Genomic DNA, 14,069 nt, shown 5'->3' with positions numbered 1-14,069 from the left:
GTCGGTCTCCTGATTCATCGGTTCAGCGCGTCAAGCAGTGCCTCGAGCTTGTAGGCCTTGAGCAGCCGCCGCAAGTCCTCCGCCAGCGCGCCGTGGCCCAAGCCCTCCACCAGGGCCAGGGCCACCTCGGTATCGCCCGTGACGACCGCCTCCTTCAGCGAAGCCCGCCAGGATTCCGGCTGGAGCTGGAGGCCGGCCAGGTCGCCGGGCGTTGACGGGGCTTCGGGTTCCCGGGTGAGGAAGCGAAGGCCGAGCAGGCGGCCGGCCACCTCGAAGAGCTGCGCCTCGCGGAAGGGCTTGCCCAGGAAGTCGTCGAAGCCCGCCTTGCGGAGGGTCTCCCGGTCCAGGTCGATGACGCTGGCGGAGATGGCCACGACAAAGGTGTGCGGGAGCCCCTGCTCCAGCTCCTTTCCGCGGAGGACCTGCAGGGCCTCGAAGCCGCTCATGCGCGGCATCCGGAGGTCCATCCAGATCAGGTCGGGATGGTGGCGCTCCCAGAGCTCCAGGGCCTCGACGCCATCGGCCGCGGTGCGCACCTGGAAGCCGACGGAGGCCAGAAGCTGGGCCAGGAGGTCGCGGTTCTCGGGCCGGTCGTCCACCACCAGCACAGCCGGGCGCCGCTGCCCGCGCGCCAGGCCCACCACCTGCCCGCCTCCCGTCAATTCCAGGGGGGGCTCCGCCTCCTCCATGGGCAGCTCGAAGCTGAAGCGGCTGCCTTCGCCGAGCCGGCTCTGGAGGTGCAGCTCGCCGCCCATGAGGTGGACCAGGGAACGGCTGATGTGGAGGCCCAGGCCCGTGCCCTCGGCCGCCAGCGGCTGGGTGGAGGCCTGGAAGAAAGCCTGGAAGAGCTGCCGCTGGTCCTCCTCGGAGATCCCCGGGCCCGTATCCTCCACGGCGAAGGTCGCCCGCCCCGCGACGTAGCCCGCCCGGAGGGTCACCGATCCCTGCCGGGTGAACTTCACGGCGTTTCCCAGCAGGTTCACCAGCACCTGCCGGAGCTTGGGCGCGTCCCCCTCCAGGTGGGGCGGCAGGGCCGGATCCACCTCCAGGCGCAACGCCAGCCCCTTCGCCTCGGCCCGAATCCGCTGCATGTCCACCACGCCCTCCAGAAGGGCGGCGGTGCCGAAGGGCTCCGGGCGCAGCTCGAGACCGCCGGATTCGATCTTGCTAAGGGACAGCACATCGTTGATGAGGGACAGAAGGTGCTCGCCGGCGGCCAGGATACGGCCAAGCTGCTCGTGATCCTCCGGGCTGCGCGCGGACCGCCGGGCCATCAGCTGGGCGTAGCCGAGAATGGCGTTGAGCGGCGTGCGGAGCTCGTGGCTCATGTTGGAGAGGAAGGCGCTCTTCGCGCGGTTCGCCGCCTGGGCCTTCGCTTCGCTCGCCCGAAGGCCGGCTTCCAGGGCCTTCCGCTCCGACAGGTCCGAGGCGACGCTCAGGTAGCCCATGGGCTCCCCCTCGGGGCCCGTCACCTGGGAGAGGGCCACCAGCATGGGGATGCGCCGCCCGTCTCTGGCCCGGAAAGTCCATTCCCGCTGGTCAGGCCCCGCCTCCGTGAGCAGGCGGATGATCTCGAGGTCACTGACCACCGGCCGGCCCGCGGTCCGAGCCAGTTCCCCGGCCCGGGCCGCCACTTCCTCCGGATCGAGCCAGTTCGCGGATGGCTGGCCCAGGACCTCGTCGGCGCGGTAGCCCAGCAACGTCTCCGCATAGGGATTGAACCGGCGCACCAGGCCATCCCGGTCGCGGACGATGACGGCTACCTGGGCGTTCTGCAGCACCGCGCGCTCGCCGGCCTCCTGTTCGGCCAGGGCCTGGATGGTCTCCCGGAGCCGGGCGACCATGCGATTCAGCTCGTGCCCCAAGTCCGCGAGCTCGTCCCGCCCCCGGACTTCGACCCGCGCCGTGAGATCGCCCTCGGCGGCGCGGCGCACCTGCGTCAGCATCCCCCGGATGCTGACGGAGAGGTCGCGGGCGATCAGGTAGCCCAAGCCCAGGGCCGTGACCAGGCCGGCGAGGATCATGGCGTAGGACAGCACCCGGGTCCGGCGGGCCCGCGCCGCCATGGCCTCCAGGCTCTGCTGGGCCGCGTCCTCCTGGGCCTGGACCAGCCCGGCGAGCAGGTTGGTCATGGGCAGGATCTGCGGCAGCAGGTCGTCGTCCACGAAGCGCCCGAGCTCCGGCAGCCGGCTCTCGGCCAGGAGCCCCTCCAGCCGGTCGAGGTCCGCGGCCAGGTAGAGCGAGAGGTGGTCCACGCGGGCCAGCGCCTCCGCGTCCGTCTGGGCCGGCGCTGAGGCCTTGAACTCCGCCCAGTGGCGACCCGCCTCCCGCCGGGCGGAACGCACCTGCGCGAGCCCTTCGGCGGGGTCCAGGGTGCCTCCCCGCACCTGGCGGGCGGCGAACAGGATGCGGATGCTGTAGGCGTCCGACACCACCTTCAAGTGCCGAACGGGCACCATGCGGTTCTCGAAGACCCGGATGGCCTGCTGTTCCTCCTGGTGGAGCAGTCCAAGCTGGATCAGCGCCAGGCCGGTCAGGATCGCCGCCACGGCGCTGTACCCCAGCCAGAGTTTGGTGGCGATGCGAAACCGGCTGAGGAACACGGTCATGCGGCCTTCCCCCGGGGTCCGATGGCCTGAACGGCCCAGGATGGGAACCCCCGGGGTCCGGCCAGTGGTGTGGCGGTGGTTCCGTGGAATGATGACGGGACGCCCCGCTGGCGGCAATGCTTCCAGTCCCGCCGGCTTAGAATCGACCCAGCGCCCCGGCGTCCGCCGCCCAGCCCGGAAACACCATGACCACCCTCCGCCTCCGTCTGCGCTCCGTCTTCATGGCCCTTGGCATCCTGGGCTTCGGCAACGCGGCACACGCCGCAGCCCCGCCCCCACCGCTTGCCATCGCCGCCGCGGCAGACCTGCAGTTCGCCCTGGCCGAAGTGAGGACCGCGTTCATGGCTGCCCATCCGGGCCAGGAGGTGGCCATCACCTACGGCTCCTCCGGCAACTTCTACACCCAGCTCACCAACAAGGCGCCCTTCGACCTCTTCCTGTCCGCGGACCTCGCCTACCCGAAGAAGCTGGTGGAGGCGGGCCTGGCGGACGGCAGCACGGAATTCCGCTACAGCCGGGGCCGCCTGGTGCTGTGGGTGCCAAACGGCTCGCCCATTCCCGTGGAGCAGGGCCTGTCGGCGCTCCTGCATCCCGCTGCCCGCAAGGTGGCCATCGCCAACCCGCGCCACGCGCCCTACGGCCGCGCCGCCGAGGCCGCCCTGGCGAAGCTCGGCCTGCTGGAGACCCTGCGGCCCCGCCTGGTCTTCGGGGAGAACATCGCCCAGACCGCCCAGTTCGTGCAGACCGGCGCCGCGGACATCGGCATCCTCGCGCTCTCCCTGGCCAAGGCCCCGGCCATGACGGCCACAGGCCGCATGTGGGAGCTGCCCCTGGAGGCCTACCCCGCCCTGGACCAGGGCGGAGTGATCCCCAACCACGCCCGGAACCGCGCCGCCGCCCTGGCCTTCCGGGAGTTCATGCGGTCCCCGGCGGGGAAGGCCATCCTGCGGAACTACGGCTTCACCACGGACGCCCCCTGATGGACTGGCAGGCCATCCGCCTGAGCCTCTGGCTCGCCTCGCTCACCACGGTGGCGCTGCTGGTCCTGGGCCTGCCCCTGGCCTACTGGCTGGCCTTCTCCCGGCGGCGCTGGAGGTTCCTGGTGGAGGCGGTGGTGGCCATGCCCCTGGTTCTGCCGCCCACGGTGCTGGGCTTCTACCTGCTGCTGGCCATGGGTCCCCGCAGCCCCCTGGGCCGCGCCTGGGAGAGCCTCTTCGGCAGCACGCTGCCCTTCTCCTTCGAGGGCCTGCTCATCGCATCCGTGCTCTACAGCCTCCCCTTCATGATCCAGCCCCTGGCGGCGGCCTTTGCCTCCGTGGACCGCGGGCTCATCGAGGCCTCCTGGTGCCTGGGCGAATCACGCGCCCGTACCTTCTTCCGGGTGATCGCGCCGCTCTCCTGGGCCGGCATCCTCACAGGCCTGGTGCTCACCTTCGCCCACACCCTGGGGGAGTTCGGCGTGGTGCTCATGGTGGGCGGCAACCTGCCGGGCCGCACCCGCACCGTGAGCATCGCCATCTACGACCAGGTGCAGGCCATGGACTACGCCCCGGCGGGACGCACGGCCGCCCTGCTGCTGGGCGTGTCCTTCCTGGTCCTGGCCTTCACCTACGCCCTGCAGCGCCGCCAGAGGAAGCCGTGGACACTCACCTGACTTCCGGCCGCCCCTTCCTCCAGGCGGAAGCCGAGCGCCGCTATCCGGGAGGACCCACCGTCGAGGCGCGCTTCGAGATCCCCGAGCCGGGCTTCTCCATCACCGTGCTCTTCGGGCCGTCGGGCTCGGGCAAGACCACCGCCCTGCGCCTGCTCGCGGGCCTTGAGCCCGTGGACCGCGGGGTCATCCGGGTGGATGGCGAGATGTGGTCCGATGCCGAGACCCGGATCCACCGCCCCCCCCAGGCCCGCCGCCTGGGCTTCCTCTCACAGACCTACGACCTGTTCCCCCACCTCACGGTGGCCGCGAACCTCGGCTATGGCCTGACGGTGCCGGAGCGGCCCGCCCGTGCGGCGGAGCTCCTCCCCCTCCTCGGCCTGGAGGGCCTCGGCGACCGCCTCCCCGGGGAGCTCTCCGGAGGCCAGCAGCAGCGCGTGGCCCTGGGCCGGGCTCTGGCGAGAAAGCCCCGGCTGCTGCTGCTGGACGAGCCCCTCTCGGCCCTGGACCGGCCTTCGCAGCAGCGCCTGCGCAAGGAGCTCCGCGAGCTGCTGCGGACGCTCGACATCCCCACCATCCTTGTGACCCACGACCGCACGGAGGCCCTCCAGCTGGGCGACCGGCTGGTGGTGATGGACCAGGGCCGCGTCTGCCAGAGCGGAAGCATCCAGCAGGTCTTCAACCGCCCCACAGATCCCGCCGTGGCGCGCATCCTGGGCGTGGAGACCGTGGTGCTGGGCCGCATCGAATCCATCGCCGACGGCATGGCCACCCTCTCCGTGGGCACCGCGCAGATCCATGCGGCCGATCCGGGCAGCCTCGGCTGGCAGGTCTTCGTCTGCATCCGCGGCGAGGATGTGGCCGTGGAGCGCGGCTGCGGCCCCGGCCCCGGGTCCACCGTCCGCAACCGCCTGCCCTCCCGCATCACGGGGCTGAATCCCGAAGGTCCGCTCATGCGGATCGGCCTCGACTGCGGGTTCCCTCTGGAAGCCCTGGTTACCCGCCAGGCCTGCCAGGATCTGGGCCTGCGGGAGGGGGATGAGGTCTGCGCCATCCTAAAGGCCGCCGCCGTGCATCTGATCCCGCACGACTGAGGGCCGAATCCGCTAGCGGCTGTACCGCGCCGGCTCGGATTCGCCTTTCTCCACCCGGCCGAGGATGGCCTCCAACCGCTTGCGGTAGTCGGCATCCTTCTCCTTCGCCAGGATGTCCTTGAGGATGGCCAGGTGTGCCGCCTTCAGGGCCTCGGCGGCCGGCACGGCCAGGTCAGGTTTCACGCCGACGTGCTCCCAGTTCGTCTGGGTCACGGGGTTGACCGCGCGGCCCGTGGGAATGAATGCGTTGAAGCCGTGGGCCAAGGCCACCGCATGGCCGGGATTGGCCCCGCCGCCAGTCACTTCCCCCACCAGGGTGGCCCGTTTCTGAGTCTGGAAATCGTAGGCGCACTCCTCGCCGCCGGAAAAGGTGCGCCGGGAGGTCAGCACGTACACCGGTCGCGTGTAGCGCACTGCCACGGGGCTGGTCCAGTACTGCCGCGTGGCGTTCCTGGGCCGGTTGTAGATGGAGTTGAGGTGGCGCACATCCCCCTCCCCGAAGAAATGGCTCACAAGGAACGCCACGCTCTCAGGGTCGCCACCGCCATTCCGCCGCAGGTCGAGAATGAGCGCCTCGGTGCCTGACAGGATCTGCATGGCCGCCGTGAAGGCTGGGCCCACGAACTCCGTGGGGCCGAAGCCCAGGATCTCCAGGTAGCCCACGTTGCCGGGCAGCTGTTCCACCTTGGCGATGCCGTACGCGCGGCGGGCCGACTGCTGCCGGGCCTCGGCCACTTCCGCCGGCGTCGGGACGTGGTCCTCGTCTTCATCCCTGGGGTTGAAGGCGGGATCGAAGCGCACGCGGAAGTGGCCGTCCTTGCCCTGTTCCCGCAGATCTCTGGTCAGGGCCTCGGCGAAAGCGCTGACCGTGACCGCACCGTCGTACCCGCCCCGCTCGACCTTGGCTGCCAAAACCTTCCCGAGGTCGTCGGCCACTTCCGGAAAGACGTACTGGGCCTTCAGCTCCCGGGCCAACGCCGTCACCACGGCCTTGCGCTGGCCGGGGGAGACCGCGGGAGCCGCGTCCTGGGCGGCCAGGCAGATCATGAGCGCGGGGAGGAGGAAGGCGGTTCTAAGCTGCATGGGCACTCCGGCGGATGTTCAAGTTTCGTCCGGGCACTCCAATGGTCTAGCCGGCAAGATGCCGGAAACCCGGCGAACTGCCAGAATGCCGGAATGCCCAGGCCTGACCTCGATGACATGGACCGCCGGCTCCTCACGGAGCTGAGCGCGGACGCGCGCCTCACCCAGGTGGCGCTGGCGGCGCGGGTGGGGCTCTCGCGCTCGGCCGTGCAGGAGCGCATCAAGCGCCTGGAGCGCGAGGGCGTCATCCAGGGCTACACGCTGCGGCTGGGCCTGGAGCCGAAACCCGGCGTCCGCGCCTACCTGATGGTGAAGGGCAGCGGGCCCAGCCACGAGCGGGCCGTGCGCATCCTGGAGGCCTTTCCGGAGGTGCGCGTGGCCGATTCCGTGGGCGGCGACATCGACCTGGTCCTGCAGCTGGAGGGCGAGCGCCTCGAAGACATCAACCGCGTCCGCGACGAGGTGGCGAAGCTGCCGGGCATCGCCTCCACCCAGACCCTGCTGGTCATGTCGCCCCGCTTCGACCGGCGCTGAGAGATCCCCCAAGGCGAAGGGCCCCGGAGGGCCCTTCGAGCGGCGAGGTTGGCGCGGCCTAGGCCTTCGTCCACCGCAGCACGGGCTTGCGAGCCGCTGTGGTCTCATCCATGCGGCGCATGGGAGCCAGGGTCGGCGCCTGGTGCAGGGCCTCGGCGTCGGTCTCGGCCTCCTTCGCGATGGCGAGCAGGGTGTCGCAGAAGGCGTCCAGCTCGTCCTTGCCCTCGCTCTCCGTGGGCTCGATCATGAGCGCGCCCGGCACGATCAGGGGGAAGTAGATCGTGGGCGGGTGGTAGCCATGGTCGATGAGGCGCTTGGCGATGTCCAGGGTGTGGACGTCGTGCTTGGCCTGGAGCGTGTCGCTGAAGACCACCTCGTGCAGGCTGGGCGAGTCGATGTGCAGGGCGTAGGCGTCCTTGAGGCGGGCGCGGATGTAGTTGGCGTTCACGATGGCGCGCAGCGTCGCCTCGCGCAGGCCGTCGGAGCCGTGGCTCAGGCAATAGGTGAGGGCGCGCACCAGGATCCCGAAGTTGCCGAAGAAGGTGTGCACCTTGCCGATGCTCTGGGGGCGGTTCCAGTCCCAGCGATACGAATGCTTGGGCACCTCGCCCTCGCCCACCTTCACCGTGTCGCGCACGACCACCGGCACGGGCAGGAAGGGCAGCAGCTTCTCGCCCACGCAGACCGGACCGGCGCCGGGGCCGCCGCCTCCGTGGGGGGTGGAGAAGGTCTTGTGCAGGTTCAGGTGCATGACGTCCACGCCGAAGTCGCCGGGACGGGCCACGCCCACGAGGGCGTTCATGTTGGCGCCGTCCATGTAGACCAGGGCGCCCACGCTGTGCAGCAGGTCGCTGATCTCCTTGAAGCGGTACTCGAAGACGCCCACGGTGTTGGGGTTGGTGATCATGGCGCCCGCGATCTCGGGGCCCAGCTCACCCACCAGGGTCTTCAGGCCTTTGCGGACCTTGCCGTTCACGGGATCGGTCACGTCCTCGAAGCTGATGGTGCCGTCGGGACGGGAGGGCAGCTCCACCACGTCGTACCCCGCCATGGCGGCGGTGGCGGGATTGGTGCCGTGGCCGCTGTCGGGGATGAGGATCACGCGGCGCTTGGCGCCCTGGGCCACGTGGTAGGCCCGGATCAGCATGACGCCGGTCAGCTCGCCGGCGGCGCCCGCGCTGGGCTGCAAGGTGACGCCGGGCAGGCCGGTGATCTCCTTCAGCCACTCCTGCAGGGTGTAGAGCAGCTCCAGGTTGCCCTGCACGAGGGCGTCCGGCGCCATGGGGTGGCTGTCCGTGAAGCCGGGCAGTCCGGCGACCTTCTCGTTCAGCCGCGGGTTGTGCTTCATGGTGCAGGAGCCCAGCGGGTAGATGCCGTCGTCCACGCCGTAGTTCCACTTGGAGAGGCGCGTGAAGTGGCGGATGACCTCCACCTCGCTCAGCTCGGGAAGGGCGTCGAAGCCGCTGCGCTTGAGGTGGGCGGGCCGGGTGTCCTGGGCGGCGGGCACGTCGAGCTTGGGCAGGTCCATGCCCCGCTTGCCGGGGACGGAGCGTTCGAAGGAGAGGGGTTCGCGCTGACGAAGGAACATGGGACCTCTCCTTAAACCGTGGCGGGGACGCGGGCCAGGATCTCGACGAGGCTCTCGATCATCCGGCGGGTGTGGAGTTCGGTGGCGCACCAGAGGATGCAGCCCTGGTACTCGGGATAGAAGCGGCCCAAATCCAGGCCCGGCAGCAGGCTCTCCGCGAGGCAGGCCTCCTGCAGCGCGGCCAGATCGCCCTTGTAGCGCAACACGAACTCGTTGAAGAAGGGCGCATCGAAGACCGGCTCCATGTCCGGCAGGTCCAGCAGCCGCTGGCGCAGGTGCTGGGCCTTGGCCACGTTCTGCGCCGCCAGGCCCTTCAGCCCCTCGGGGCCGGCGAGCTGCAAGAAGAGGTTGGCCCGCAGGGTCACGAGGCCCTGGTTCGAGCAGATGTTGCTGGTGGCCTTGTCGCGGCGGATGTGCTGCTCGCGGGCGGTGAGCGTCAGCACGTAGCCGGTCTTGCCGTCCAGGTCCTTGGTCTGGCCCACCACGCGGCCGGGGATCTCGCGCTTGTGCGCGTCCTTCACCGCCAGGAAGCCGAGGTAGGGGCCGCCGAAGGTGGGCCGGTTGCCGAAGCTCATGGCCTCGCCGCAGGCCATGTCGGCGCCCACCTTGCCGGGCGCCTCCAGCCATCCGAAAGCCAGGGCCTCCTGGGTGACGCTCACCAGCAGGGCGCCCGCCGCGTGGACGGGGCCGGCCAGGGCCGTGAGGTCCTCCACGGCGCCCAGGAAGTTGGGGTAGCCCACCATCACGGCGGCCACGTCGTCATTCAGCTTGGCCTGCAGGTCGGCCAGGTCCGTCACGCCATCCTTGAGGCCCACTTCGACGAGGTGCAGATCCTGGTGGGGCGCGAAGGCGGTCTGGAGCACGTCGCGGTAGAGCGGGTGGATCCCGCGGCTCACCAGCACGGTGTGGCGCTTCTTCTGGACGCGCACGGCCATGAGGGCGGTCTCGACGCAGGCGGTGCCGCCGTCGTAGAGGCTGGCGTTGGTCACGTCCAGGCCCGTCAGGTCGCAGATGAGGGTCTGGTACTCGAAGATGTGCTGCAGGGTGCCCTGGCTGATCTCCGGCTGGTAGGGCGTGTAGGCCGTGAACCACTCCTGGCGGCTCACCATGGCGTCGATGGCCGAGGGCACGAAGTGGTCGTAGGCACCGGCGCCGAGGAACTGGGCGCAGAAGCGGGTGTTCTTGTTGGCCAGATCCAGCATCTGCCAGGCCACTTCCTGCTCGGAGCCCTGGGAGGGCAGGTCCAGCGCCCGGTTCAGGCGCAACCCCTCCGGAATGCCCGAGAGGAGATCCTCGGCGCGGGCGGCGCCGATCGTGTCCAGGAGGGCTCGATCTTCGGCAGGAGAAGAGGGCAGGTAGCGCATGACGGCCTCGGTGAGAGCGGATGAAATCCCAGCACTTCAGGGTATCAGCCCGGGGCGGGAGCCCCTCCTGTGCAGGCGATCACAGACCACCCAGGCGCAGACCACCACCCTCACCTTCGCTTCCATAAGTCGAACGACTGGGTCCCGATGACCACGTCGAAGCTGCCCGTGGCCGGGCGGGTTCCCTGGGGAGCCCTCAGCTTGAGGAACCCATAGGACAGCTCCACATAGAACTTGGACAGGAGGGTGGTGCGCACCAGGAGCCCCTTGCCCTCCGCCCGGTAGTTCATGTCCGCGTGGAAGAGGGTGCTCGCGTCCCGGGACATCCAGGCCAGGTCGAAGCGGGGCACCACTTCCAGGGTGAGGCCCAGGCCGCTGTACAGGCGGAAGGGCACGCCGAACCTCGCCACCCCGAAATTGGGCGCCACGAGGCCCGAGGCCCGGGAGCCGAGGACGAAAGAGGGGCCCCCCAGCACCCACCAGCGGTCCAGGGGCAGCCGGCGGCCCTGGCCCCACTCCAGGTCCAGGTCGGCCCCCACGAACTCGGTGAACGAATGCAGGCCCCGGGCCCGGAAGTAGGCCTGCTGGAAGTCGCCGCCGGGAAGGGTCCCCGCCTTCGTCCGGCCCGCGCCGCCCCGGAGCCTCAGGAGCAGCCCCTCCCGGGGCAGGGTGTGCCGGTCGAAGTTGTCCCATTCGGCGGATAGGAACGCCGCGTCCTGGGCCTGGGTCTGGCGCAGCCCTTCCTCCAGGAAGGCCACGTTCCGCCGCTCCAGGTCGAAGCTCACCTTTCCCGTCCCCAGGTTGCTGAACCGGAAGTAGGTCCGCAGCACCAGATCCGAGGCGCTGATGCGCCCCTCCACACCGCCGACGGGCAACTGGGGGACGGGCCACAGCGGGGGCACCTCCAGGCGCTGCTGCCAGTAGTTCCCGCTGAGCTCCAACCCGGCCCCCGGCGAGAAGCTGAAGGGGGCCCGCAGGGCCAGGGTGGCCTGCTGCTGCAGCCGGTTGCGGGCCGCGCTCAGCTCCAGTTCCGAACCCGTGAAGCCGAGGTTGAGGGCCTGATAGGTCAGGCCCAGCTGCCCGCCCAGCGTGCTCTCGTAGCCCAGGGACAGGTCGAGCCGATCCTGCCGCTGGGGCACGGGGATCAGGGTCAGGACGGTTCCCCCCTGGCCGTCGGGGCGGGTGAGGTAGCGCAGCTCGGCCAGGTGGAGCCGGTGTTCGGCCAGGGCGATGCGCTGCTGGAGGGTGACCGGCCGGAAGGGCGCGCCCTCCAGGCGGCCCAGGATCCGCAGCAGGTGGGCCTCGTCCACCGCCGGGCCGGACGCGGGCCACACGTTGACCTGGGTGATCAGGGGCTCCCGGAGGACCACGCTGAGGCGGCCGGATTCGGGGTCGAAGCCGGATCCGCGCGCATCCACCAGGGGACTGCCGTCCATCAGGAGGCCGTAGATCACCTGGGAGACCACGTCTCCGAAGGTCTTGGGATTGAAGGCGGCACCGACCTTGATCCGTCTGGCCAGGGCCCGCTCGACGCGGGGGATCCATGCCGGCGGCGCGTTCACGGCGAGCTCGGTCACCGGCGGGTAGGGCCGCAGGTGGACGGTCAGGGTCCGGTCAGGCTCCACCGTGGCCCAGGCTTCCCGCGCGAGTCCGTGGACCAGGACCTGCTGGAGGAGGATCCGCACGTCCTGCAGAGAGAACCCCCCAACCCCTCTCCCGCCGCCAGGGCCGGCGCCGGGGACGGTTTTCAGCGTCGCGGCCAGGATCCCCTCCAGGGTCTCCCCGACCGGAAGGGGGCTCTCGAAGACCACCCGGTCCGCCGGCAGGATCTCCTGCCCCGGAGTCTTCCCGCGCAGGAAGGTCGCGAGCTCCTCCAGGCGGGCGTCGAAGGCCTCGCGGCCCTGCAGCACCAGCTTCGGCGCCAGGCTCCCGTACTCCAGGAACGGGGCGTCGCGGATGTCTGGGCGGATGAGGAAGTCGGCCGCCGCGCGGCTCTCCCACTGGCGGCGCTCCACCACCAGGTCGAGGCTGCGGGAGGCCACGGAGAAGATGCTGGTGGCCTGGCGGTGCTCCAGGGGGCTGCTGATGTCCACCGCGATGACCACGTCGGGGTGGAAGGCTTCCTTCGCCGTGGTCACGGGCAGGTTTTCCACCAGGGCGCCATCGACGTACTGCTGCCCTTCGATCAGCACGGGCCGGAAACCCCCGGGCACCGCCATGGAGGCGCGCACGGCCTCCACCAGGTCCCCGTTTCCGAAGACGCGCCCCTGGCCGGTCTCCAGGTTCGTGGCCAGGATCCGGAGGGGCCGCCGCATCCGGTCGAAGTCCCCCTCGGAGAAGTAGGCGCCCCGGGCCAGCAGGCCCTGGAGGGTGCGCTGCACCTCCAGGCCGCTCCGCAGGCCCTGGGCGAAGGTCGTCTGGCCATTCTTGCGTTCGATGGACATGAGGGTGGACTCCCGGTCCTCCTGCTCGTCCAGCGTCTCGCCCGGGTTGCGCAGCAGCGGCTCCAGGAAGGCGCGGGTCAGGTCCAGGCGCCGGAAGAGATCCTCGATCTCGCCGCCCGAGAAGCCGCTGGCGTAGAGGGCCCCCACCAGGGCCCCGGCGCTGGTGCCCGTGACGCTGTCCAGGGGGAAGCCGACCTCCTCGAACCGCTGCAGCACCCCGATGTGCGCCAGGCCGCGCGCTCCCCCGCCGCTGAGGGCCAGGGCCACCCGCGGCATGCCGGGGATCTCCACCCGGGGCACGAAGCGGAACACCATGTCCGGCGGCTGGACCGGCACTTCGATGCGCCGGGGAAGGACGGGAGGCTGGGCAGGCAGTTGGACAGGCGGCTGGGCGGGCGGCAATGCGGCTGGAGCGGCCTGGGCCGCCAGCAGAGCCGGCACGGCCAGGGCCGCCAGGAGCGGCACGGCCGGGGCCCGCAGCTTCCGCCTCATGCGAGCGCGGCCCGCTGCGCCTCCATCAGCGCCGCGCATCCCGCGAGACCCAGGTCCACCAGTCCATCGGCCTCGGCCCGGCTGAAGGGACGGCCTTCGCCCGTGCCCTGGAGCTCCACCAGCATCAGCTCGCCGGTCCCGGTCACCCCACGAGCCGCCACCAGGTTGCAGTCCACCGCGGCCAGGTGGTCCTCTTCGTATTCGAGATCCAGCACCAGGCCCCGGCGCCCGTCGCCAGCTTCCACGATGCCCGCGCTCACCGCGGCCACTTGGCGAGCCAGGGCCGCCTCCAGCCCCCGGGACCGCAGCGCCAGCGCCGCGGCCACCCAGGCCCCGGTGATCGAGGCGCAGCGGGTGCCCCCGTCGGCGTTCAGCACGTCGCAGTCCACGGTGAGGGTGCGCTCGCCCAGGGCGGCCAGGTCCACGGCCTGGCGGAGGCTGCGGCCGATGAGGCGCTGGATCTCCACCGTGCGGCCCTGCTGTTTGCCCCGGGAGGCCTCGCGGTCAGACCGGGTGTTCGTGGCCGCGGGCAGCATGCCGTACTCCGCCGTAAGCCAGCCGGTGCCTCGGCCCTTCATCCAGCCCGGCACTTTTTCCTCCAAAGAGGCGGCGCAGAGCACGTGGGTGCGGCCCATGCGGACGAGGCAGGATCCGGCCGCGTGGAGCTGGACGCCGGTTTCAAAATCCAGGCTCCGGAGCTCGTCGCCGCGGCGCATCAGCAGCCCTTCCACTCGATCTTTTCGACGCGGCGCTGGTGCCGCCCCCCTTCGAAAGGTGTTTCCAGGAACAATTTCAGGTAGTATTCCGCCTTGAGCGGATCCGTCAGCCGCTGGCCGAAAGCGATGGCGTTCGCGTCATTGTGCTGCCGTGCCAGTGCCGCGTGCTCAGGGGAGGTCACCAGCGCGCAGCGGATGCCGGCATGGCGGTTGGCCGAGATGCTGATGCCGATGCCGGAGCCGCAGACCAGCACCAGGCGCTCCCATTGATCCATGCCCTGTGCCGCCCGGTGCGCGAAATCCGGGTAGTCCACCGAGGCGGTCCCGTCCGTGCCGAAATCCACCACCTCATGTCCCTGACCCAGGGCCCACGCCTTCAGCCGTTCCTTCAGGTCGAACCCCGCATGATCGCTTGCAAAGCCGAGTCTCATCGTCCTGCTCCCTGGGCCGCGCCCCATAGCCCCAAGCCTACATCGGCCAGCGCGCGCGCCGTC

11 protein-coding genes are annotated in these 14,069 nt (G+C 70.6%); 4 read left to right on the top strand and 7 right to left on the bottom strand.

Going from position 1 to position 14,069, the window contains the following annotated elements; genetic code table 11:
* Positions 1-14: 14 nt before the first annotated feature.
* Positions 15-2,609 (bottom strand): ATP-binding protein, encoded by a 2,595-nt coding sequence (locus ML539_RS15485; protein WP_279341569.1) that lies wholly within the window; start codon positions 2,607-2,609, stop codon positions 15-17.
* A gap of 185 nt (positions 2,610-2,794) precedes the next feature.
* On the opposite strand from ML539_RS15485, the gene modA reads away from it, so the two are divergent.
* Genes modA through ML539_RS08525 form a run of 3 tightly spaced genes read left to right on the top strand, consistent with a single transcriptional unit; the run spans position 2,795 to position 5,354 of the window.
* Complete coding sequence (gene modA / locus ML539_RS08535; RefSeq protein ID WP_243322535.1) at positions 2,795-3,589, top strand: molybdate ABC transporter substrate-binding protein; 795 nt, start codon at positions 2,795-2,797, stop codon at positions 3,587-3,589.
* A complete protein-coding gene (modB, locus tag ML539_RS08530) occupies positions 3,589-4,263 on the top strand; it encodes a molybdate ABC transporter permease subunit (RefSeq protein WP_243322532.1) in 675 nt (224 codons plus the stop codon). The genes modA and modB overlap by 1 nt, the downstream gene beginning before the upstream one ends.
* On the top strand, positions 4,248-5,354 hold the full coding sequence (locus ML539_RS08525) for an ATP-binding cassette domain-containing protein (RefSeq protein ID WP_243322530.1): 1,107 nt from the start codon (positions 4,248-4,250) through the stop codon (positions 5,352-5,354). Before modB ends, ML539_RS08525 begins: the two co-directional genes overlap by 16 nt.
* A 12-nt stretch (positions 5,355-5,366) precedes the next feature.
* On the opposite strand, the gene ML539_RS08520 is transcribed toward ML539_RS08525, so the two are convergent.
* Positions 5,367-6,437: a S41 family peptidase gene (locus tag ML539_RS08520; RefSeq protein ID WP_243322528.1), complete on the bottom strand. Its 1,071-nt coding sequence runs from the start codon at positions 6,435-6,437 to the stop codon at positions 5,367-5,369.
* 93 nt (positions 6,438-6,530) lie between these two features.
* Between ML539_RS08520 and ML539_RS08515 the strand changes: the two genes are divergently transcribed.
* Complete coding sequence (locus ML539_RS08515; protein WP_243322525.1) at positions 6,531-6,971, top strand: Lrp/AsnC family transcriptional regulator; 441 nt, start codon at positions 6,531-6,533, stop codon at positions 6,969-6,971.
* Between the two features lie 58 nt (positions 6,972-7,029).
* On the opposite strand, the gene gcvPB is transcribed toward ML539_RS08515, so the two are convergent.
* From gcvPB to rpiB, 5 genes are all read right to left on the bottom strand, one after another.
* Positions 7,030-8,559 carry an aminomethyl-transferring glycine dehydrogenase subunit GcvPB gene (gene gcvPB, locus ML539_RS08510; RefSeq protein WP_243322524.1) on the bottom strand — a complete coding sequence of 510 codons (1,530 nt, stop codon included), beginning with the start codon at positions 8,557-8,559 and terminating at the stop codon, positions 7,030-7,032.
* Positions 8,560-8,570: 11 nt separating this feature from the next.
* A complete protein-coding gene (gcvPA, locus tag ML539_RS08505) occupies positions 8,571-9,923 on the bottom strand; it encodes an aminomethyl-transferring glycine dehydrogenase subunit GcvPA (protein ID WP_243322522.1) in 1,353 nt (450 codons plus the stop codon).
* Positions 9,924-10,033: 110 nt separating this feature from the next.
* Positions 10,034-12,859 (bottom strand): patatin-like phospholipase family protein, encoded by a 2,826-nt coding sequence (locus ML539_RS08500; RefSeq protein WP_243322520.1) that lies wholly within the window; start codon positions 12,857-12,859, stop codon positions 10,034-10,036.
* Entirely contained in the window at positions 12,856-13,575 is a 720-nt protein-coding gene (gene rph / locus ML539_RS08495) for a ribonuclease PH (RefSeq protein WP_243322518.1), read from the bottom strand. The genes ML539_RS08500 and rph overlap by 4 nt, the downstream gene beginning before the upstream one ends.
* The gene (gene rpiB / locus ML539_RS08490) at positions 13,575-14,006 is read right to left on the bottom strand and encodes a ribose 5-phosphate isomerase B (protein WP_243295167.1); all 432 of its coding nucleotides are present in this window, start codon (positions 14,004-14,006) and stop codon (positions 13,575-13,577) included. Before rpiB ends, rph begins: the two co-directional genes overlap by 1 nt.
* Positions 14,007-14,069: the final 63 nt, after the last annotated feature.

The organism is Geothrix sp. SG200, assembly GCF_022808935.1.
GTDB lineage: Bacteria > Acidobacteriota > Holophagae > Holophagales > Holophagaceae > Geothrix > Geothrix alkalitolerans.
The sequence above is the reverse complement of the archived record's forward strand: the minus strand, read 5'-3'. Positions and strand labels throughout refer to the sequence as shown.

What these genes read in the sequence shown, in the direction of transcription:
- ML539_RS15485 (WP_279341569.1), bottom strand. Translation starts at nt 2,609, where the DNA reads ATGACCGTGTTCCTCAGCCGGTTTCGCATCGCCACCAAACTCTGGCTG.
- modA (WP_243322535.1), top strand. Translation starts at nt 2,795, where the DNA reads ATGACCACCCTCCGCCTCCGTCTGCGCTCCGTCTTCATGGCCCTTGGC.
- modB (WP_243322532.1), top strand. Translation starts at nt 3,589, where the DNA reads ATGGACTGGCAGGCCATCCGCCTGAGCCTCTGGCTCGCCTCGCTCACC.
- ML539_RS08520 (WP_243322528.1), bottom strand. Translation starts at nt 6,437, where the DNA reads ATGCAGCTTAGAACCGCCTTCCTCCTCCCCGCGCTCATGATCTGCCTG.
- ML539_RS08515 (WP_243322525.1), top strand. Translation starts at nt 6,531, where the DNA reads ATGCCCAGGCCTGACCTCGATGACATGGACCGCCGGCTCCTCACGGAG.
- gcvPB (WP_243322524.1), bottom strand. Translation starts at nt 8,559, where the DNA reads ATGTTCCTTCGTCAGCGCGAACCCCTCTCCTTCGAACGCTCCGTCCCC.
- gcvPA (WP_243322522.1), bottom strand. Translation starts at nt 9,923, where the DNA reads ATGCGCTACCTGCCCTCTTCTCCTGCCGAAGATCGAGCCCTCCTGGAC.
- ML539_RS08500 (WP_243322520.1), bottom strand. Translation starts at nt 12,859, where the DNA reads ATGAGGCGGAAGCTGCGGGCCCCGGCCGTGCCGCTCCTGGCGGCCCTG.
- rph (WP_243322518.1), bottom strand. Translation starts at nt 13,575, where the DNA reads ATGCGCCGCGGCGACGAGCTCCGGAGCCTGGATTTTGAAACCGGCGTC.
- rpiB (WP_243295167.1), bottom strand. Translation starts at nt 14,006, where the DNA reads ATGAGACTCGGCTTTGCAAGCGATCATGCGGGGTTCGACCTGAAGGAA.